Annotated in this window: 20 protein-coding genes; 17 read left to right on the forward strand and 3 right to left on the reverse strand. The window is 63.0% G+C overall.

Annotated elements, in window-relative coordinates; genetic code table 11:
* Positions 1-71: 71 nt before the first annotated feature.
* Together clpB and aceA are read left to right on the forward strand one after the other, a co-directional pair.
* Positions 72-2,669: an ATP-dependent chaperone ClpB gene (gene clpB, locus ASF61_RS08380; RefSeq protein ID WP_056153884.1), complete on the forward strand. Its 2,598-nt coding sequence runs from the start codon at positions 72-74 to the stop codon at positions 2,667-2,669.
* Positions 2,670-3,049: 380 nt separating this feature from the next.
* Positions 3,050-4,345, forward strand: a complete 1,296-nt coding sequence (aceA, locus tag ASF61_RS08385) for an isocitrate lyase (RefSeq protein WP_056153887.1) — start codon at positions 3,050-3,052, stop codon at positions 4,343-4,345.
* 30 nt (positions 4,346-4,375) lie between these two features.
* On the opposite strand, the gene ASF61_RS08390 is transcribed toward aceA, so the two are convergent.
* Positions 4,376-4,576 carry a hypothetical protein gene (locus tag ASF61_RS08390; protein ID WP_056153890.1) on the reverse strand — a complete coding sequence of 67 codons (201 nt, stop codon included), beginning with the start codon at positions 4,574-4,576 and terminating at the stop codon, positions 4,376-4,378.
* Between the two features lie 207 nt (positions 4,577-4,783).
* Between ASF61_RS08390 and ASF61_RS08395 the strand changes: the two genes are divergently transcribed.
* Positions 4,784-6,043: a 23S rRNA (adenine(2030)-N(6))-methyltransferase RlmJ gene (locus ASF61_RS08395; protein WP_229205765.1), complete on the forward strand. Its 1,260-nt coding sequence runs from the start codon at positions 4,784-4,786 to the stop codon at positions 6,041-6,043.
* A 396-nt stretch (positions 6,044-6,439) separates the two neighbouring features.
* Positions 6,440-7,723 carry an EAL and HDOD domain-containing protein gene (locus ASF61_RS08400; RefSeq protein WP_056153897.1) on the forward strand — a complete coding sequence of 428 codons (1,284 nt, stop codon included), beginning with the start codon at positions 6,440-6,442 and terminating at the stop codon, positions 7,721-7,723.
* 143 nt (positions 7,724-7,866) lie between these two features.
* On the opposite strand, the gene ASF61_RS08405 is transcribed toward ASF61_RS08400, so the two are convergent.
* Both ASF61_RS08405 and ASF61_RS08410 read right to left on the reverse strand, forming a co-directional pair.
* The gene (locus ASF61_RS08405; protein ID WP_056153900.1) at positions 7,867-8,604 is read right to left on the reverse strand and encodes an SAM-dependent methyltransferase; all 738 of its coding nucleotides are present in this window, start codon (positions 8,602-8,604) and stop codon (positions 7,867-7,869) included.
* A gap of 11 nt (positions 8,605-8,615) precedes the next feature.
* The gene (locus ASF61_RS08410) at positions 8,616-9,221 is read right to left on the reverse strand and encodes a Maf-like protein (RefSeq protein WP_056153903.1); all 606 of its coding nucleotides are present in this window, start codon (positions 9,219-9,221) and stop codon (positions 8,616-8,618) included.
* A 149-nt stretch (positions 9,222-9,370) separates the two neighbouring features.
* Between ASF61_RS08410 and ASF61_RS08415 the strand changes: the two genes are divergently transcribed.
* The 13 genes from ASF61_RS08415 to ASF61_RS08465 all read left to right on the forward strand — a co-directional run bounded on the left by ASF61_RS08415 (position 9,371) and on the right by ASF61_RS08465 (position 19,961).
* Positions 9,371-9,862 (forward strand): DUF177 domain-containing protein, encoded by a 492-nt coding sequence (locus tag ASF61_RS08415; protein ID WP_082491353.1) that lies wholly within the window; start codon positions 9,371-9,373, stop codon positions 9,860-9,862.
* Positions 9,863-10,069: 207 nt separating this feature from the next.
* The gene (gene rpmF, locus ASF61_RS22685) at positions 10,070-10,252 is read left to right on the forward strand and encodes a 50S ribosomal protein L32 (protein ID WP_008449924.1); all 183 of its coding nucleotides are present in this window, start codon (positions 10,070-10,072) and stop codon (positions 10,250-10,252) included.
* Between the two features lie 179 nt (positions 10,253-10,431).
* Complete coding sequence (plsX, locus tag ASF61_RS08420) at positions 10,432-11,535, forward strand: phosphate acyltransferase PlsX (RefSeq protein WP_056153909.1); 1,104 nt, start codon at positions 10,432-10,434, stop codon at positions 11,533-11,535.
* A 15-nt stretch (positions 11,536-11,550) separates the two neighbouring features.
* Positions 11,551-12,564, forward strand: coding sequence for a beta-ketoacyl-ACP synthase III (locus tag ASF61_RS08425; RefSeq protein ID WP_056153912.1), 1,014 nt, complete (start codon positions 11,551-11,553; stop codon positions 12,562-12,564).
* A gap of 77 nt (positions 12,565-12,641) precedes the next feature.
* On the forward strand, positions 12,642-13,583 hold the full coding sequence (gene fabD, locus ASF61_RS08430) for an ACP S-malonyltransferase (RefSeq protein WP_056153915.1): 942 nt from the start codon (positions 12,642-12,644) through the stop codon (positions 13,581-13,583).
* Positions 13,584-13,617: 34 nt separating this feature from the next.
* Positions 13,618-14,364, forward strand: a complete 747-nt coding sequence (gene fabG, locus ASF61_RS08435; RefSeq protein WP_056153918.1) for a 3-oxoacyl-ACP reductase FabG — start codon at positions 13,618-13,620, stop codon at positions 14,362-14,364.
* Positions 14,365-14,497: 133 nt separating this feature from the next.
* A complete protein-coding gene (acpP, locus tag ASF61_RS08440) occupies positions 14,498-14,737 on the forward strand; it encodes an acyl carrier protein (protein WP_056153921.1) in 240 nt (79 codons plus the stop codon).
* A 30-nt stretch (positions 14,738-14,767) separates the two neighbouring features.
* Positions 14,768-16,015 carry a beta-ketoacyl-ACP synthase II gene (gene fabF, locus ASF61_RS08445; RefSeq protein ID WP_056153924.1) on the forward strand — a complete coding sequence of 416 codons (1,248 nt, stop codon included), beginning with the start codon at positions 14,768-14,770 and terminating at the stop codon, positions 16,013-16,015.
* A 183-nt stretch (positions 16,016-16,198) separates the two neighbouring features.
* Positions 16,199-16,627 carry a hypothetical protein gene (locus ASF61_RS23205; RefSeq protein ID WP_156369498.1) on the forward strand — a complete coding sequence of 143 codons (429 nt, stop codon included), beginning with the start codon at positions 16,199-16,201 and terminating at the stop codon, positions 16,625-16,627.
* Positions 16,628-16,726: 99 nt separating this feature from the next.
* Entirely contained in the window at positions 16,727-17,302 is a 576-nt protein-coding gene (rpoE, locus tag ASF61_RS08450) for an RNA polymerase sigma factor RpoE (RefSeq protein WP_056153927.1), read from the forward strand.
* Positions 17,303-17,375: 73 nt separating this feature from the next.
* Positions 17,376-17,954, forward strand: a complete 579-nt coding sequence (locus ASF61_RS22690; RefSeq protein ID WP_082491357.1) for a sigma-E factor negative regulatory protein — start codon at positions 17,376-17,378, stop codon at positions 17,952-17,954.
* Between the two features lie 236 nt (positions 17,955-18,190).
* Positions 18,191-19,645 carry a Do family serine endopeptidase gene (locus ASF61_RS08460; protein WP_056155349.1) on the forward strand — a complete coding sequence of 485 codons (1,455 nt, stop codon included), beginning with the start codon at positions 18,191-18,193 and terminating at the stop codon, positions 19,643-19,645.
* 49 nt (positions 19,646-19,694) lie between these two features.
* Positions 19,695-19,961, forward strand: a complete 267-nt coding sequence (locus tag ASF61_RS08465; protein WP_056153931.1) for a glutaredoxin family protein — start codon at positions 19,695-19,697, stop codon at positions 19,959-19,961.
* The last annotated feature ends 41 nt before the right edge of the window (positions 19,962-20,002 follow it).

Genomic DNA, 20,002 nt, shown 5'->3' on the forward strand with positions numbered 1-20,002 from the left:
TATCGGCGCTCTTGAAAAGATATCAGCGTAGCCTTATCTGTGCGCTAACCAAATCTAACCGGAGCATGACCATGCGGCAAGACAAACTCACGACCAAACTCCAGGAAGCGCTGTCCGATTCGCAAAGCCTGGCAGTAGGCAACGACAACCAGTACATCGAACCGGCGCACCTGCTGCTGGCGCTGCTGAACCAGGAGGACGGCGGCGCCCGTTCCATCCTGCAGCGCGCCGGCGTCAATGTCGGCGGCCTGACCAGGGCGCTCAAGGATGCGCTCGACCGCAAGCCGAAGGTGTCGGGCACGGGCGGCGACGTCCAGGCCAGCCGCGAGCTGGTCGGCGTGCTGAACCTGGCCGACCGCGAAGCGCAGAAACGCGCCGACCAGTTCATTTCCAGCGAAATGGTGCTGCTGGCGCTGGCCGACGACAAGTCCGATGCCGGCACCCTGGCCCGCGAGAACGGTCTCACCCGCAAGTCGCTGGAAGCGGCCATCGAGGCCGTGCGCGGCGGCGGCAAGGTCGACAGCCAGGAGGCCGAAGGCCAGCGCGAGGCCCTGAAAAAATACACGCTGGACCTGACCGAGCGCGCCCGCGCCGGCAAGCTCGATCCCGTGATCGGGCGCGACGACGAGATCCGCCGGGCGATCCAGGTGCTGCAACGGCGCAGCAAGAACAACCCGGTGCTGATCGGCGAACCGGGCGTCGGCAAGACCGCCATCGTCGAAGGGCTGGCCCAGCGCATCGTCAACAACGAGGTGCCCGATTCGCTCAAGGGCAAACGGGTGCTGGCGCTCGACATGGCGGCGCTGGTGGCCGGCGCCAAGTACCGCGGCGAGTTCGAGGAACGGCTCAAATCGGTGTTGAAGGAACTGGCGATGGACGAAGGCCAGACCATCGTCTTCATCGACGAGATGCACACGATGGTCGGCGCCGGCAAGGCCGATGGCGCCATGGATGCCGGCAACATGCTGAAACCGGCGCTGGCGCGCGGCGAGCTGCACTGCGTTGGCGCCACCACGCTCGACGAGTACCGCAAGTACATCGAGAAGGACGCCGCGCTCGAACGCCGCTTCCAGAAAATCCTGGTCGACGAACCGAGCGTGGAAGACACGATCGCCATCCTGCGCGGCTTGCAGGACAAGTACGAGCTGCACCACAAGGTCGCCATTTCGGACGCTGCCATCATCGCGGCGGCGGAACTGTCGCACCGCTACATCACCGACCGCTTCCTGCCCGACAAGGCGATCGACCTGATCGATGAAGCGGCGTCGAAGATCAAGATCGAGATCGACTCCAAGCCCGAGGTGATGGACAAGCTCGAACGCCGCCTGATCCAGCTGAAGATCGAGAAGGAAGCGGTCAAGAAGGAAAAGGACGAGGGATCGCGCCGCCGCCTGGACCTGATCGAGGAAGAGATCGAGCGCCTGCAGCGCGAACTGAACGACTTCGAGGAAATCCTCAAGGCCGAAAAGGCGGTGGTGCAGGGCAGCACCCACATCAAGGAAGAGATCGACCGCATCAAGCTGCAGATGGAGCAGGCCACGCGCGAGAGCAACTGGCAGCGCGTGTCCGAACTGCAGTACGGCCGCCTGCCAGAGCTGGAAGCGGAACTGAAGCAGGCGGAAAGCGCGGCGGCCAACGGCGTGTCGCTGGAAAAGAACACGCCACCGAAACAGCGCCTGCTGCGCACCGAGGTGGGCGCCGAAGAGATCGCCGAAGTGGTGTCGCGTGCGACCGGCATTCCCGTCTCGCGCATGATGCAGGGCGAACGCGACAAGCTGCTGCACATCGAGGAAAAGCTGCACGAACGCGTGGTGGGCCAGGACGAGGCGATTGCTGCCGTGTCCGACGCCATCCGCCGCTCGCGCGCCGGACTGTCCGATCCGAACCGTCCGTACGGGTCGTTCATGTTCCTGGGACCGACCGGCGTCGGCAAGACCGAGCTGTCGAAGGCGCTGGCCGGCTTCCTGTTCGATACCGAGGAATCGATGATCCGCATCGACATGAGCGAATTCATGGAGAAGCACTCGGTGGCGCGCCTGATCGGCGCGCCGCCCGGCTACGTCGGCTACGACGAGGGCGGCTACCTGACCGAAGCCGTGCGCCGCAAGCCGTACAGCGTGATCCTGCTCGACGAGGTGGAAAAAGCCCACCCCGACGTGTTCAACGTGCTGCTGCAGGCGCTCGACGACGGCCGCATGACCGACGGCCAGGGCCGCACCGTGGATTTCAAAAATACGGTAATCATCATGACGTCCAACCTCGGGTCGCACAAGATCCAGGCGATGGAGGATTCCGACCCGTCGGTGGTCAAGCTGTCGGTGATGGCCGAGGTGCGGTCGCACTTCCGTCCCGAGTTCATCAACCGCATCGACGAGATCGTGGTGTTCCATGGCCTCGACGAAAAGAATATCGGCGCGATTGCCCGCATCCAGCTGGCCATCCTCGAACAGCGGCTGGCCAAGATGGACATGGCGCTCGAGATCACCGACGCCGCCCTGCAAAAGATCGCCGAGGCGGGCTACGATCCCGTGTATGGGGCGCGGCCGCTCAAGCGCGCGATCCAGCAGCAGATCGAAAATCCGCTGTCCAAGCTGATCCTGCAGGGGCGCTTCGGACCGAAAGACGTGATCCGTGTCGATGCGGCCAACGGCGAACTGGTGTTCCACTGAGCCTAGGCGGGGACCGGCGTTCGATTGAACGCCGGTGACGAGGGGGCCACTGTTGGACACTTGCATCACTTTTCAGCAATTTTTTAGCCGGTTTCGACCGGCGATCACGATCAGGGCGCTGTTAGCGCCCTTTTTTTCATCTGGCGAAAAATGTCTTTCACATCGTGGAATTTTATGTGGGTCCGCAGCATCGGCTGCTTTCATGCTGAGAAAAGGCTTACCGTATCCTGAAAAGTTGTTTTCAGATCGTTGATTTTTATAAGAAAAATTTTAGTTATATGTCTTATAGAAGAGTAGTCGTGCGCTGCACAAAAAGCGCTACACTATTTTCAACGCAAGACATTTTTATCACCGATCCGACACTACCTGAGGAGAACACCATGGCAACCCGTGAACAGCAAATCGCCGCCCTGCAGCAAGACTGGGACACCAATCCACGCTGGAAGGGCGTGACCCGGACCTACACGGCCGAAGACGTGGTGCGCCTGCGCGGCTCGCTGCAGATCGAGCACACGCTGGCCAAGCGCGGCGCGGAAAAACTGTGGGACCTGGTCAACAACGAGCCGTTCGTCAACGCCCTCGGCGCGCTGACCGGCAACCAGGCCATGCAGCAAGTCAAGGCTGGCCTGAAAGCGATCTACCTGTCGGGCTGGCAGGTGGCGGGCGACGCCAACGTCGCCGGCGAAATGTACCCGGACCAGTCGCTGTATCCGGCCAACTCGGTGCCGCTGGTGGTACGCCGCATCAATAACACGTTCCAGCGCGCCGACCAGATCCAGTGGTCGGAAGGCAAGGACGATATCGATTACTTCGCGCCGATCGTGGCCGACGCCGAAGCCGGTTTCGGTGGCGTCCTGAACGCCTACGAGCTGATGAAATCGATGATCGACGCGGGCGCTGCCGGCGTCCACTTCGAAGACCAGCTGGCCTCGGTCAAGAAATGCGGCCACATGGGCGGCAAGGTGCTGGTGCCGTCGCGCGAAGCGGTGGAAAAACTGACCGCCGCGCGCCTGGCGGCCGACGTGATGGGCACGCCAACGCTGGTGATCGCCCGCACCGATGCCGAGGCGGCCGACCTGCTGACCTCCGATGTCGATGAAAACGACCGTCCTTTCTGCACCGGCGAGCGTACCGTGGAAGGTTTCTACAAGGTCAAACCGGGCCTGGAGCAGGCGATTTCGCGCGCCCTCGCTTATGCGCCGTATGCCGACCTGGTGTGGTGCGAGACCGGCAAGCCGGACCTGGCCTTCGCCAAGCAGTTCGCTGACGCCGTGCATGCCAAGTTCCCGGGCAAGCTGCTGGCCTATAACTGCTCGCCATCGTTCAACTGGAAGAAAAACCTCGACGACGCCACCATCGCCAAGTTCCAGAAAGAACTCGGCGCCATGGGGTACAAGTTCCAGTTCATCACGCTGGCCGGCTTCCACGCACTCAACTACGGCATGTTCAACCTGGCGCACGGCTATGCGCGCAACCAGATGTCGGCCTTCGTGGAACTGCAGGAAGCGGAATTTGCTGCGGCCGAGAAGGGCTTCACCGCCGTCAAGCACCAGCGCGAAGTGGGCACCGGCTACTTCGACGCCGTTACCCAGACCATCCAGAACGGCCAGTCGTCCACCACGGCGCTGCATGGCTCGACCGAGGACGAGCAATTCTTCGACAAGAAAGTGGCCTGAGTCGCCCCTGGCCACGGCACGGCGGCAGGCTTACTGCCGGCCGTGCTGCGCCTGCAGGGCTTGCTGCAGGCGCTGTTTCAGCTGCTCGGCGTCGGTGAGCGCGACCGTATCGTCGGCCACGTCCACCACGTGCGACTGAAAATCCTCCAATATCACGTGCTCGGGCACGCTGTCTCCCGGTATCGCGCCCAGGATCTCGCCCTGGTCGTCGGTGACGATGGTCATTTTCATGTTGTCCTCCCTGTTGATGGTGGCACCATCTTAGAGTTGCCCGGCGGGCGCGCCTTGATGCATGCCGGATCGGCGGTTTCTGGTGGCCGCGACGGTTCTGGAGGATAATGCGGGATTGCGCAGTCCAGTCTGCATTACCTCTTTAGAAAGTCCCCACCCATGTTCAGCTACCGCCACGCCTTTCACGCGGGAAATCACGCCGACGTATTGAAGCACTTTGTCACCATCCAGTTGCTGCAATACCTGAATCAGAAAGAGACGGCCTACACCTATATCGACACCCACTCGGGCGCCGGCGTGTATGCGCTCGACGGTGCTTTCGCGTCCAAGAATGCCGAGTACGACACCGGCATCGGCCCGTTGTGGGAGTTGAAGGACATGCCGGCGCCGATCCGCGAATACGTGGACCTGATCAAGGGACTCAATCCGAGCGGCAAAATGCGTCAGTACCCGGGCTCGCCGTTTATCGCCGACCTGGTGGCGCGCGAGCACGATCGCCTGCGTCTGTTCGAACTGCATCCAGCCGATTTCAAGCTGCTCACCGATAACTTCCGCAAGCTCGACGAGCACGCTGCCCAGCAGGGTATCCGCCCGACCACGCGCGGCAAGCGCGTGCTGGTCACCAAGGGTGACGGCTTCCAGTCGCTGAAAGCCCTGCTGCCGCCGCCATCGCGCCGGGCGCTGGTGCTGATCGATCCGCCTTACGAAGACAAGCAGGACTACAAGAAGGTCAAGGATGCGCTGGCCGACTCGCTGGTACGCTTCCCGGGCGGCACGTACGCGGTCTGGTATCCGCTGCTGCAAAGAATGGAATCGCGCGAGTTCGCGGACAAGCTCAAGCAACTGCAATGCAAGGACTGGCTCAACGTGGTGCTGACCACCCACACGCCGATGCCCGATGGGTTCGGCCTGCACAGCAGCGGCATGTTCATCCTCAACCCACCATACACGCTGGAGCCGATGCTCAAGGAAGTGATGCCCTGGCTGGTGAAAGCACTGGGCAAGGACAGCGGCGCGCGCTTCACCCTCGAAAGCGGCCAGCCGTTGCCTGCCGGTAAATCGGTCCGCAGCGGCATGCCGCTGGCGCGCACGGGCGCTGGCAGCGCAAGTGCCGAAGGCGGTGCCGGCGCGCGCGCCGGTGCCGCAGCCCGTTCGGATGGCAAACCGTGGCCTGGTACCGGCGTCGGGGGCCGTCCCGGCAGCCGTCCTGGCGCCAGCACAGGCGCTGCGGGCCGTGCCAGTGGCCGGCCGGGCGCGAAGTCGGACGCCAATCCGGGCGCAAAACCCGGCGCAAAAACCGGCGTTTCTGGTCGTCCTGGTGGCCGTCCCGGGGCCAGCAGCAGTGCACCGTTCAATGCCAGGTCAGGGTCCGGTTCCAGCGCCGCCCCGGCCGCCAAGCCGGCCAGCGCCAGGCCGGCGCTGGCGCAACCAGCAGCCAAGCCGCGCAGCAAGCCGGTCGGCAAATAGCCGGTCCGGCGTCCGGTCCCGGCGCCGCCCTGGCCGGCAAACCCGCCAGCGCTTGGCCGGCGCTGGCGAAGCCAGCGGTCAAGCCGCGCAGCAAGCCGGCCGGCAAATAGCCGGCCCGGCGTCCGGTTCAATGATCGGACGGCGACTGGCGTTGCTCATTGCTGATCACTGGCGCGCCAGATGGCGAAGCGGACGGTTGCCACGTGCCGCGCGCGCGGCCCCGAGTCAGCCGCTTCCGGCCCGGCTTGGCGCAAGCGGGACCGTGCCCCCGGTCCGTGCCTGTTTCTATAGAGTCAGCTTGTTAGTTATCAAATCGGCAGGTTCGGGTATAGTGGTGTTTCGCGGACGTGCGCTTGCGCGGGCGTCCCGTTCCAGTCACCGAGATGCGGAGTGCCCATGCTGTCAGCTACCGAGTTGCCACCATCGAAGCTTGCCGATAATTTTTTTCTGGCGCGCCAGCCCATATTGAACCGGGGGCAGCGGCTGGTCGGTTACGAGCTGCTGTTTCGCGACGCCCACCACGCCACGTCCGCCAACAGCGCCCGCTTTCGCGACGATGCATCGGCCACTGCCACTGCCACCGTCATCGCCCACGCGTCCGAACTGGGCATGGAACAGGTGGTCGGCGACCAGCTGGCGTTCGTCAACGTCGATGAAGTCGGCCTGATGAGCGACTTCATCCGTTTCCTGCCGCATGACAGGGTGATCCTCGAAATACTCGAAACGGTGCAAGCCACGCCTGCCGTGCTCGAGCGGGTGCGCGAACTCAAGCGCGCCGGCTTCCGCTTTGCGCTCGACGACGTCATCGGCGAGAGCGATGACGTGCAAAAGCTGCAGCCGCTGTGCGATGTCATCAAGGTCGATATCAGGCAGATGAAACCCGGCACCTTGCCGGCGCTGGCGCGGGTGCTGAAAAACCCGCACCAGAAGCTGCTGGCGGAGAAGGTGGAGACGGTGGAGGAATTCCGCCAGTGCATGGACCTCGGCTTCGAATATTTCCAGGGCTATTATTTCGCCCACCCGGTCATCCTCAGCGGCAAAAAGATTTCGCCCTCCCAGCGCAGCGTGCTGCACCTGCTCGACCTGCTCGATGCGGATGCCAGCAGCCACGACATCGAATCGACGGTCAAGCACGACGCCCTGATTACCCTGAATTTGCTCAAGCTGGTCAACACGCCGGCCGTGGGCACGCGCTACCGCATCAATTCCGTCGGCCACGCCTTGATGGTGCTGGGGCGCCGGCAGCTGCGGCGCTGGCTGCAGATTTTGCTGTACGTAAAAAGCGGCGGCGCCCAGGAATTCACCTCGCCGCTGCTGCAACTGGCCACCACGCGCGGCAAGACGCTCGAGCTGCTGGTCGAGCACACGCTGCCGGGACAGCGGGTGAGCGCTGATATCGGCTTTACGGTCGGGGTGATGTCGCTGATGGATACGCTGTTTTCGATCGACATGCAGGAGTTGCTCGACAGCGTACACGTACTCGACGAGGTGCGCACGGCGCTGCTGGAGCGGGGCGGCAACTACGGGATGCTGCTGCGCCTGATCGAGGATATCGAGCGCGGCCGCGATACCGCCGCGCTGGCGCACACCCTGCAGCAGATCGGCCTGCGGCCGGCGCAGCTGTATGCGATACAGCTGGCGGCCATCGAATGGGTGACCGAGTATGCGCGCGGCTTTTGAACGGCGCTGATGGAAACCTCGTAAAACCTACTGCGCGACCCGCTCTCGCCTCTGCGTTGCTCAGCGTACCTCTGTATGCTTGCGCTACTCAAGACGATATCGGGCCGCTCGCTACGGTTTTTCGAAGTTCCCTCGAAATTCCCTTATTGGCCCAGCAGCAGGAACACCGTCGGTTTCTTGTGGAAGTCCGGCGCCTTGCCGGCGGCAAGCTGGCTTTTCCACTGAGCAGCGGTCTGCGTGCGGATGGTTTCCGTCGCCAGGCTCAAATCGGTCGCCACGCACAGCAGCGTGCCCGGTGCGCAGGCACCGGCCAGCGCGTCGAGCATGGCCGTGTTGCGATACGGGGTTTCGATGAAGAGCTGGGTTTGTTTTTCCTTGCGCGACCGGGTTTCCAGCTCCTTGATGCGGGCTGCGCGCTGGGCGGCGTCGGTGGACAGGTAGCCGTTGAAGGCGAAGCTCTGACCGTTCAGGCCGCTGGCCATCACGGCCAGCAGCAGGGACGACGGCCCCACCAGCGGGCGCACCGGAATGCCGTGCTGGTGCGCCAGGCGCACCAGGTCGGCGCCGGGGTCGGCCACGGCCGGCACGCCCGCTTCCGATACCAGGCCGCCATCGCGGCCGGCCAAGAGCGGCGCCAACAAGCCGGCCAGCGCGGCAGGCGGCGTGTTCACGTTCAGTTCCGAGATCGCAATGTCCTGCAGCGGCTTGGCCAGCGGGTGGCGCGCATGCACCAGTTTTAAAAAGGCGCGCGCCGTCTTGGCGTTTTCAGCCACAAAATAATCGAGCTGCGACGTCGTGTGTTGCACCTGCTCGGGCAGGACGGAGGCAAGCGCTTCGGTCTCGCCCAGGGTGTTCGGGATCAGAAATAAGGTGCCGGGCATGGGGAATTCAATTATCTAAAAAAGGAAATACCAAGGTGGCGCAGCATGCCTGTCAGGGCGATCAAAGGCAAGCCGGTGAGGGCGGTGGGATCGCTGCTGTCGATGCGTTCGAGAATGGCGATGCCGAGCGCCTCGTTCTTGGCGCTGCCGGCACAGTCGTACGGTTGCTCGCGGCGCAGGTAGGCATCGAGCTCGGCATCGGGCAGGTCGCGGAAGGTGACGCGGGTGACGATGTCGGCCAGCTGCGGGCTGGCGCCGTCGTCGCTGCGGCCATCCCAGACGCACAGGGCAGTATGAAACAGCACTTCGCGCCCGCGCATCGTCTGTAACTGCACCAGGGCATTGGCGTGGTTGCCCGGCTTGCCGATCTGTTCGCCGTCGAGCGTGGCGACCTGGTCGGAGCCGATGACGATGCTGCCGGGCAGCCTGGCCGCCACGGCCGCGGCCTTGTCGCGCGCCAGGCGCAGCGCCGTGGCGCTCGGGGTCTCGCCGGGCAGCGGACGCTCGTCGACGTCGGGCACGGCCACCTCGAACGGCAGTTGCAGGCGCGCCAGCAGCTCCTTGCGGTAGGCGGAGCTGGACGCGAGGACCAGGCGGAAAGGTAAACTTGATGTCATAGGAGGAATGTTATATGCTCTGTCGCCGGCGAAAGCTGCGGCATTCCCGGCACACTTGCGGTCCAAAAACGGCGTGAAATCCACGCAGCTTTTGACTTGCGGGTGAAAACCCTGCTATTATCGCAGGTTTTCCGGGGAATTTTTCTGTAATGAATGCTACGGTCATCGACGCTTTTGATTTTTGCCGTCACAATGGCAGCGAACAAGGCGTGACGCCTGTTGCCGAAATGACCCGTCTGGCCAAGGACTGCGCTGACGCGTCCGGCGAGATTACCTGGAAGGTAGAGGGTGGCACCACCAAGTTGGGCTACCCGCAATTGACCCTGTCGGTTGCCGGCACGGTGCAACTGGTCTGCCAGCGCTGCCTGACGCCTTATGCCCACACCATCGATTCGTCGACCGTGCTGGTGCTCGGTAAGGATGACCAGGAAGCCGATGAAATCGAAGAAATTATTGCCGACGAATCGATCGATGTGATCGTCGGCACCCGCAGCATGCCGGTGATGGACCTGGTGGAAGATGAAGCGTTGCTGGCCCTGCCGCAATCGCCGCGCCACGACGTCTGCCCCGATGCCTCGCTGCTGGACAAGGCCAAGAGCGCTAAAATCTCGCCCTTCGAAGCCTTGAAAGGGCTGAAATAAGCCCGCCATCCCGGATAACCGTTGTACAGATCGTGTTGTAAAGAACGTGTCATGCGCGTGTAGTAATCGAGTATTGGCAAGTTGTAGTGAAAGTAGTACCCGCATTTAACGTCGCCGGGCTTTATTGCCGGTGAGATACTCGATTCGCATGTATTTGCTGATCGATTGTGTTAAAATTTTAGAACTTATGTATTAGGAGTCATTAACATGGCAGTTCAACAGAACAAGAAGTCCCCTTCGAAGCGCGGTATGCACCGTTCGCACGATTTCCTGGTTGCTCCACAACTGGGCATCGAGCCAACCACCGGTGAAACCCACCTGCGTCACCACATCAGCCCTAACGGCTTCTACCGTGGTCGTAAAGTCCTGAAAACCAAAAACGACGAGTAATCGACGCTTTTGCTGGACACAGAAACAGGCGGTGCTGACTTGCGAAGCATCGCTTTTTCTTTTTTCATCGGCTGCAAACCACTTTTGCACACCGTCATGTTGATACGCCGGGCGTCACCGCTCAGCAGCTTGCCGCAGCTCGCCCCGGAAGGGCTGGAGCGTGGTACTGAACCCAAACAATGACAATCAAAATTTCTATCGACTGCATGGGCGGAGATCACGGTCCATCGGTCACCATTCCTGCAGCACTCTCCTTCGTCAACCGCGAACCAGGCGCCGAGCTGATCCTGATCGGGCTCGAAGACGTGGTCCGCGCCGAACTCCGCAAGCATCACGCCGAACACCATCCGCGCCTGTCGATCGTCCACGCCTCCGAGCAGGTGACCATGGACGATCCGCTGGAAGTGGCGCTGCGCCGTAAAAAAGATTCGTCGATGCGCGTGGCGATCGAACAGGTCAAATCCGGCAATGCCCAGGCCGCTGTCTCGGCAGGCAACACGGGGGCGCTGATGGCGGTCGCCCGTTACGTGCTCAAGACCATGAGCGGCGTCGATCGTCCGGCCATCTGCTCGATCATGCCGAACCAGAAAAACGGCCCGACCTACATCCTCGACCTGGGCGCCAACGTCGATTGCGAACCGCATCACCTGCACCAGTTCGCCATCATGGGGTCGGTGCTGGTCTCGGCCATGGAAAACATCGAACGCCCGACCATCGGCCTGCTCAATGTCGGTACCGAGGACATCAAGGGCAACGAGGTGGTCAAGGCCACCAGCAAGCTGCTGCAGACCGATCACGAGCGCGGTGCGCTCAACTTCTACGGCAACGTCGAAGGCAACGATATCTTCAAAGGTACCACCGACCTGGTGGTGTGCGACGGCTTTACCGGCAACGTCACGCTCAAGGCAGTGGAAGGGGTGGCGCGCTTCTTCGCCGACACCGTCAAGGCCGAGTTCAAGCGCACGCCGCTGACCATGCTCAGCGCGCTGCTCGGCCGCGGTGCGCTCACCGCCATCAAGCACCGCCTCTCGCCGTCGCGTTACAACGGCGCCAGCCTGCTCGGCTTGCGCGGCCTGGTGTTCAAGAGCCACGGCGGCGCCGACGCGTACGCGTTCGAGTGGGCCATCAAGCGCGCGTATGATGCTGCCAAAAACGACGTGCTGCCGCATATTTCGACCCTGATCGCCGAGCTGATGCCGCGTAACGCCGAAACGCCCGAGGCGGCCAGCGCTCCCGCGATGGCTGCCAGCGCCGCCGGCATGGTTGCCGGCTCAACTATTTAGTGGACGGTAGATCGCATGACCCAGTACAGCAAACATAGCAAAATTATCGGTACCGGCAGCTACCTGCCGGCCCGGCGCGTGACCAACCAGGAGCTGGCGGCGCAGCTGGCCGCCAAGGGCGTCGAGACGTCCGACGAATGGATCGTCAGCCGCAGCGGCATCGCCGCGCGCCACTTTGCCGCAGCCGATGAAAAATCGTCGGACCTGGCAGCCCATGCCGCCAGACAGGCGCTGGCCATGGCGCGCCTGGCGCCCAACGATATCGACCTGATCATCGTGGCCAGTTCCACCCCCGACTTCTTCGGCAGCTTCCCCAGCACTGCCTGCATCGTCCAGCAAAAACTCGGCATCACCAACAACGGCGCGGCCGTCGACGTGCAGGCCGTCTGCAGCGGCTTCGTGTATGCGCTGTCCACGGCGGACGCCTTCATCCGCGCCGGCGTGCACAAGAACGTGCTGGTGATCGGCGCCGAAGTGTTTTCGCGCATCCTCGATTTCAGCGACCGCACCACCTGCGTGCTGTTCGGCGACGGCGCCGGCGCCGTCGTGGTGACTGCCTCGAACGAGCCGGGCATCCGGTCCACCGCGCTGCATGCGGACGGCAGCCACTCGGGCATCCTGTGCATGCCGCAGTCGTTCGGCGGCGCCACCGCCGGCGAGGCCTACCTGTACATGGACGGCCCGGCAGTGTTCAAGCTGGCCGTCTCGGTGCTGGAAAAAGTCGCCCACGAAGCGCTGGACAAGGCCGGCATGTCGGCTGACCAGATCGACTGGCTGGTGCCGCACCAGGCCAATATCCGCATCATGAACGGCACCGCCAGGAAGATGGGTCTGCCGCTGGACAAGATGGTGGTCACCGTCGATCAGCACGGCAATACCTCGGCGGCTTCGATCCCGCTGGCGCTCGACGCTGCCGTGCGCGACGGCCGCATCCGCAACGGCCACAACGTCATGATGGAAGGCGTGGGTGGCGGCTTCACCTGGGGCGCCGTGCTGGCCACCATGAGCGGCTTGCCCGACACCTTCTAGGCGGCGCCAAGCTTGGGCCGGATTAGAGTTAGAGTTCTAGCGGCTATAAAAATAGATTCCTTTCGAATGGATGACGTATGACTAAATTTGCATTTGTATTCCCGGGCCAGGGCTCGCAGGCGATCGCCATGCTGGACGGCTTCGCCGGCAACCCGGTGGTGGCCGAGACCGTCGCTGAAGCGTCGGCCGTGCTCGGCTTCGACCTGGGCAAGCTGATCGCCGAAGGTCCGAAGGAAGAACTGGACCTCACCACCAACACCCAGCCGGTGATGCTCACTGCGGCCGTGGCCGTGTACCGCGCCTGGATCGCCGCCGGCGGCCCGGCGCCCACCATCGTGGCCGGCCACAGCCTCGGCGAATACTCGGCCCTGGTGGCAGCGGGCGTGATCGCCTTCAAGGACGCCGTGCCGCTGGTGCGCTTCCGCGCGCAGGCGATGCAGGAAGCGGTGCCGGTCGGTCTCGGCACCATGGCTGTCGTGCTCGGCTTGTCCGACGACGACGTGCGCGCCGCCTGCGCCGAAGCGGCTGCCGCCGTCTCGGACTCGGTGGTGGAAGCGGTCAACTTCAACGCCCCGGCCCAGGTGGTGATCGCCGGTCATACGGCTGCGGTCGAGCGCGCCTGCGACATCGCCAAGGCCAAGGGCGCCAAGCGCGCCATGAAGTTGCCGGTGTCGGCGCCGTTCCACTCGTCGCTGCTGAAGCCGGCGTCGGACCGCCTGCGCGACTACCTGGCCGACCTGACCTTCTCGGCACCGCAGATCCCCCTGATCAACAACGTCGACGTTGCCGTACTCAACGATGTCGCGGCAATCAAGGATGCGCTGGTGCGCCAGGCTGCCGCGCCCGTGCGCTGGGTGGAAACCATGCAGCAGGTGGCAGCCCAGGGCATCACCCAGGTGATCGAATGCGGTCCGGGCAAGGTGCTGATGGGCCTGACCAAGCGCATCGATGCGAACCTGGCCGGCGACGCGATCACCGACCAGGCCTCGCTCGAACGCGTACTGGCCACGCTGAAGTAATCACTATCGATCCGTACTACCAAGAAGGACACACATGAATTTAGCAAATCAAGTGGCGCTGGTGACCGGCGCGTCGCGCGGCATCGGCAAGGCCATCGCCGAGGAACTGGCGCGCCAGGGTGCGCGCGTGATCGGCACCGCCACCACCGAGGCCGGCGCCGAAGCGATTTCCGCCTACCTGGCCGAAATCGGCGCCGAGGCAGGCAAGGGCATGGTCCTGAACGTGACCGACGCCGAGCGCTGCGCTGCCGTCATCGACGAGATCGGCAAGACCTACGGCGCGGTTGCCATCCTTGTCAACAATGCCGGCATTACCCAGGATAACCTGGCCATGCGCATGAAGGACGAAGAGTGGGAAAGCGTGATCGCCACCAACCTGACCGCGGTCGGCCGCCTGTCGCGCGCCGTGCTGCGCGGCATGATGAAGGCCAAAGCAGGCCGCATCATCAATATCACGTCGGTGGTGGCGTCGAGCGGCAATCCGGGCCAGATGAATTACGCCGCCGCCAAGGCTGGCGTGGAAGGCATGGGCCGCGCGCTGGCGCGCGAAATCGGCAGCCGCAACATCACCGTCAACAGCGTGGCGCCGGGCTTCATCGACACCGACATGACCAAGTCGCTGGGCGACGAGCAACATGCCGCACTGCTGACCCAGATCCCGCTCGGACGCCTGGGCAAACCTGAAGATATCGCTGCAGCGGTTGCCTTCCTGGCGTCGCCGCAAGCGGCTTACATCACCGGCACCACGCTGCACGTGAATGGCGGGATGTACATGAACTGATGGGTTTTCCCATCTTTTACCAGTGATTTCGGTGGACTTATGGGCCAACTCGGACCAAACACCGAAATTCGTTTTTCAGTGCGCAAACCTGATAAAATGCGCGCTTTCCGTAACAAACAAATGGAGCCATAACATGTCGGATATCGAACAACGCGTTAAGAAAATCGTCGCAGAACAACTGGGCGTCGCAGAAGCAGACATCAAGATCGAATCCTCGTTCGTCGACGACCTGGGCGCCGATTCGCTGGATACCGTGGAACTGGTGATGGCCCTGGAAGACGAGTTCGAAATGGAAATCCCTGACGAACAGGCAGAAAAGATCACCACCGTGCGTCAAGCCATCGACTACGCTACCGCGCACGTCAAGGCTTAATCGCCGCCCGATCGACTTTAGGAGAATCGCTTGAGAGGTTCTAAAAACCGTCGTGTTGTCATTACCGGCCTCGGCGCCGTTACCCCGATCGGCAACAATGTTGCCGACACCTGGGCAGCGGCGCTCGAGGGCAAGTCCGGGATTGCCACCATCACCAAGTTTGACGCGCAAGCTTTCAGCACCCGTTTTGCCGGTGAAGTCAAAGGCTTCAATATCGAGGACTATATCTCGGCCAAGGAAGCGCGCCACATGGATACCTTTATCCATTACGGCATGGCGGCCGGCATCCAGGCGGTGCAGGACTCCGGTATCGAGGTTACCGACGCCAACGCCGATCGCATCGGCGTCATCATCGGTTCCGGTATCGGCGGCCTGCCGATGATCGAAGAGCAGAAGGAAGATTACGACAAGCGCGGCCCCCGCCGTATCTCGCCGTTCTTCGTGCCGGCCTCGATCATCAATATGATTTCGGGCAACCTGTCGATCAAGTACGGCATGCGCGGTCCTAATCTGTCGATCGTTACCGCTTGCACCACCGGCCTGCACTGCATAGGCGCCGCCGCTCGCATGATCGAGTATGGCGATGCCGACGTGATGATCGCCGGTGGCGCCGAATCCACCGTGTCGCCGCTCGGCCTCGGCGGTTTTGCTTCGGCAAAAGCGCTGTCCTCGCGTAACGACGATCCGGCCACCGCCTCCCGTCCATGGGATACGGACCGCGACGGTTTCGTGCTCGGCGAAGGCGCCGGGGTGATGGTGGTGGAAGAATACGAACACGCCAAGGCGCGCGGCGCCAAGATTTACGCCGAGCTGGTCGGTTTCGGCATGAGCGCCGACGCCTACCACATGACCTCGCCATTGGAAGATGGCAGCGGCGGCAGCAAGTCGGCGCAAGCCGCGCTGGCCAACGCCGGTGTCAACCCTGACCAGGTGCAGTACGTCAATGCGCACGGCACCTCGACGCCGCAGGGCGACGTGGCCGAAGTGCAGGGCATCAAGCGCACCTTCGGCGACCACGCCAAGAAGCTGGTGGTCAACTCGACCAAGTCGATGACCGGCCACCTGCTGGGCGGCGCCGGCGGTCTGGAAGCGGTGTTCACGGTATTGGCGGTGCACCACCAGGTGTCGCCACCGACCATCAACATCTTCAACCAGGATCCGTCGTGCGACCTGGACTTCTGCGCCAATGTCGCCCGCGACATGAAGATCGAGTATGCAGTCAAAAACTCGTTCGGCTTCGGCGGCACCAACGGCAGCCTGGTCTTCGGTAAAATCTGAGCAGTAAAAAAGTTTAACTTTCAGTTGAACTAATACCGCGCCTGCCATGTCAAATCATGGTGGGCGAGGATTCGGCGCTGGCATTCGTCAGCGCCGGTATTGCCCGGCTCCGTGCCGGCGCATCCAGTCGTTGTGCTCCCCATCCGTATAACTTTTTGTGCTGGTCCTGCCCGTCCTGCAGTCATGTCGATCGCGGTGTCCGTCGTCGTTCGTCCTTCGCCTGGTTTGCGCATGCTGCATGCCGGGTTGTGCTGCTGCGTGCTGGCGTCCGCTGCTGCCTGTCCCGGCGTGCTGGCGCCGCTGGCATGCGTGGTCGCTGCGGTTTGTGGTTATGTCTACGGGCAACCATGCAGTAATGCAATATCGGTTGATATAACCGCAGTCGGGCAGTTTCGCACTGCGCTATACCAACAAACGGGAACGCCGCTGCGCCTGCTTGACGGCTCGACCGTGTGGCGCGGCTTGCTGCTGTTGCGCCTGGGGGATGAGGACGGCGGCGTGCGGTCGGTGCTGGTATTGCCCGATTGCGTAAGCGGGGCGGAGTTGCGGGCGTTGACGCTGGCCTGTCGGGCCGCCGCCGCACGCAGCGAAATAAATACGCCAACACTGTGAACTTCTTGCAGCGGGCTAACTCTATAACATACAGGGTGCCGGTGACGTTGCAGGCCACCGAGGAATGCCGGAGTGACGACAGAACGTGAGTGTGACCAGATGCTGGTCGACCGGGTCCGGGCCGGCGACAAGCAGGCTTTCGACATGTTGGTGGCCAAGTACCAGCGCCGCCTCATGCGCCTGCTGTCGCGTATCGTGCACGACCCCGTGGAAGCCGAAGACGTGGTACAAGAAACGTTTATCAAGGCTTACCGGGCGCTGCGGCATTTTCGCGGCGACTCCGCTTTTTATACGTGGTTGTACCGCATCGGAATTAACACGGCCAAGAATTTCCTGACGACGCAGGGGCGGCGCACGCCCACGTCGACGGAAACCGATGCCGAACATGCCGAGGGTTTTTACGATGGCGATAATTTGCGCGACATCAATACGCCTGAATCCATGCTGGCAAGCAAGCAGATTGCCCAGACCGTCAACGCGGCCATGGACGCCTTGCCACTCGATTTACGGACGGCGATCGCCTTGCGCGAAATAGAAGGGCTCAGCTACGAAGAGATTTCCGATATCATGCTGTGTCCCATCGGTACCGTGCGCAGCCGTATCTTCCGCGCCCGCGAAGTCATCGCTGAAAAGTTAAAGCCTCTGCTCGACACGCCAGTTGACAAGCGCTGGTAAGGCAGGAATGATGGCATTGACGCCCGGCAATCTGTCGGTTACGGTGGCAATGTATTGACAGGCGGAGCATGCGATGGACACCCATAAAAGACTGCACGAAAACATCTCCGCGCTGGCCGATGGCGAGCTCGCGCAGAGCGAGCAGGAGCTTGCCTTCGCGACCTTGCAAACCGAGGAGGGCAGGGCAGCCTGGCAGGTCTATCACCTGACGGGCGACGTGCTGCGCGACAGCGCCTGCGGTGCCCTGAGCAGCGGCTTCGATGCCGCGCTGGCGGCGCGCCTGGCGCAGGAGCCCGCTTACCGGTCCGATGCGCGGCCTGCTGATCTTTCGGCGACGTCTTGCGCCTCTGAGCCGGTCAGTCAGTCCGCTTATTCCTCCGCTCGCACGGCCTCCCAGTCCACTGGCGACGCGCCCGCTGCCGGGGCGGACCCGGCGCCGCACCACCATCGTGCCCTGACCACCGGTGCCAGTGCCGCAGCCGCACCGGCGTCGCCACCTGCGCGCCCGGCTGACGCCGGCAACGGAGCCGCCGGTACGCCCGCCACCGGTGACGCCGCCGGTGCTGGCGTGCCCGGTGCCGGCAGTGCCACCGAAGCGCCGTCTGTGGGCAAGGGCCAGGCCCGCTCCGGCGCCGACGTAATCTTCCCTTAAGCCGTCTCCCGGTTTCCCCCTCGTATAATTGCCTGGTGTCCCGTGTGCGGGACTTTTGTGCCGCCATGTGCTAGCCTCGTGTCGCACGCCTCGCGCCGCGGCGCGTGCTACCCGCAATCCAGATCTTTTAGAGAACGATATCGTCCATGAAAAATAATTTGAAAAATAATTTCGAGTACAGTTTATCTGCCGGTAGTAAAACTCTTTCCGCATTGCTGGTCAGCGCAGGCATCCTGATGGCGCCTGCCGTGCTGGGTCTGCAGCCGGCCATCGCGGCCGCGCCGGTCACCGGCGCCGTCACGGGCTTGCCCGACTTTGCCGATCTGGTCGACCGGGTCGGTCCGGCCGTGGTCAATATCCGCACCACCGAGCTGGTCAAGCAGGGCGGCCGCGGCGATATCGGCGAAGATGAGATGGCCGAATTCATGCGCCGCTTCTTCGGCGGCGCCATGCCGGTGCCGCCGCAGGGGCAGGGCCGCAAGAATGCCCCGCGCCGCAACCCGGTGCCGGAAGAGCCGGTGCCGCGCGGCGTCGGTTCCGGGTTCATCCTGTCGGCCGACGGTTACGTGATGACCAACGCCCACGTGGTCGATGGGGCGGACGAAGTGTTCGTCACGCTGACCGACAAGCGCGAATTCAAGGCCAAGGTGCTCGGCGCCGATGCCCGCACCGACGTCGCCGTGCTGAAAATCGACGGCGCCAATCTGCCGTTCCTGCAAATGGGCGACTCCGACAAGATCCGCGTCGGCCAGTGGGTGATCGCCATCGGCTCGCCGTTCAACCTCGAGAACACCGTCACGGCCGGCATCATCTCGGCCAAGCAGCGCGATACCGGCGACTACCTGGCGCTGATCCAGAGCGACGTGGCCGTCAATCCCGGCAACTCGGGCGGTCCGCTGATCAATATGCGCGGCGAAGTCATCGGCATCAATTCGCAGATCGCCACCCTGTCCGGCGCGTATAACGGCATTTCGTTCGCGGTGCCGATCGACGAGGCGATCCGCGTTTCCGAGCAGCTCAAGAAAAACGGCAAGGTCACGCGCGGACGCATCGGCGTCCAGATCAGCGAAGTGAACAAGGAAGTGGCCGAATCGCTGGGCCTGAAAAACGCCGAAGGCGCCGGTGTGGCCATGGTCGAGCCGGGCGGTCCTGCCGACAAGGCCGGCGTCAAGCCGGGCGACATCATCCTCAAGTTCAATGGCACCACGATCACCCGTTCGTCGGACCTGCCGCGCATCGTCGGCGGTACGGCCATCGGCAGCAAGGCCACCATCACCGTCTGGCGCAAGGGCCAGCAGCTGGACCTGCCGGTCAACGTGGTCGAAATGGATGCCGACAAGGCAGGCAAGGGCGCCGGCAAAGGCAAGGATGGCAAGGGCGGCAAGGCCGAACCCGAGCAGCCGAAGTCGAATGCGCTGGGCCTGATCGTCACCGACCTGTCGGCCGACAAGAGGAAAGAGCTCGGCGTCGATGGCGGCGTGATGGTCGACGATGTCGATGGGGTGGCCGAGGCGGCCGGCCTCGATGAAGGCGACATCCTGCTGCAGTTGAACAATACGGCCATCAAGGACGTCAAGCAGTTCAACGCCATGGTGGCCAAGCTCGATCCGAAGAAACGCTCGGTGCTGCTGGTGCGCCGCGGCGACCAGACGCAGTTCATCTCGCTGCGTCCGAGCGCGCCGGCCAAGTAAGCTGCGCGCACCCGCACCGCCGCCTGGCGGTGCGGGCCCGGCCCCAATCATGCATTTCACCCTGTATGCGCGCAGTTACTGCCACCTGTGCCAGGACATGCATGACGCGCTGCTGCGCCTGCAGCCGCCTGGCATTCTGTTTACCATCGACGTGATCGACATCGACCAGGCCGGTGTTACCGATCCTGCACTGCTGGCCCGCTACGACGAACTGGTGCCGGTGCTGTGTGCCGGCGCGGGCGGCCCGGAACTGTGTCATTACCACCTCGACGAAGCGAGGATCCGCGCCTTGCTGGCCGATGCTTCGCAAACATGATCGAAAAGACCAGTTTTCGCAGAAGTCGGCCTTTCCACTCT

Origin of the sequence: Duganella sp. Leaf126 (assembly GCF_001423125.1) — a bacterium.
Lineage (GTDB): Bacteria > Pseudomonadota > Gammaproteobacteria > Burkholderiales > Burkholderiaceae_D > Rugamonas.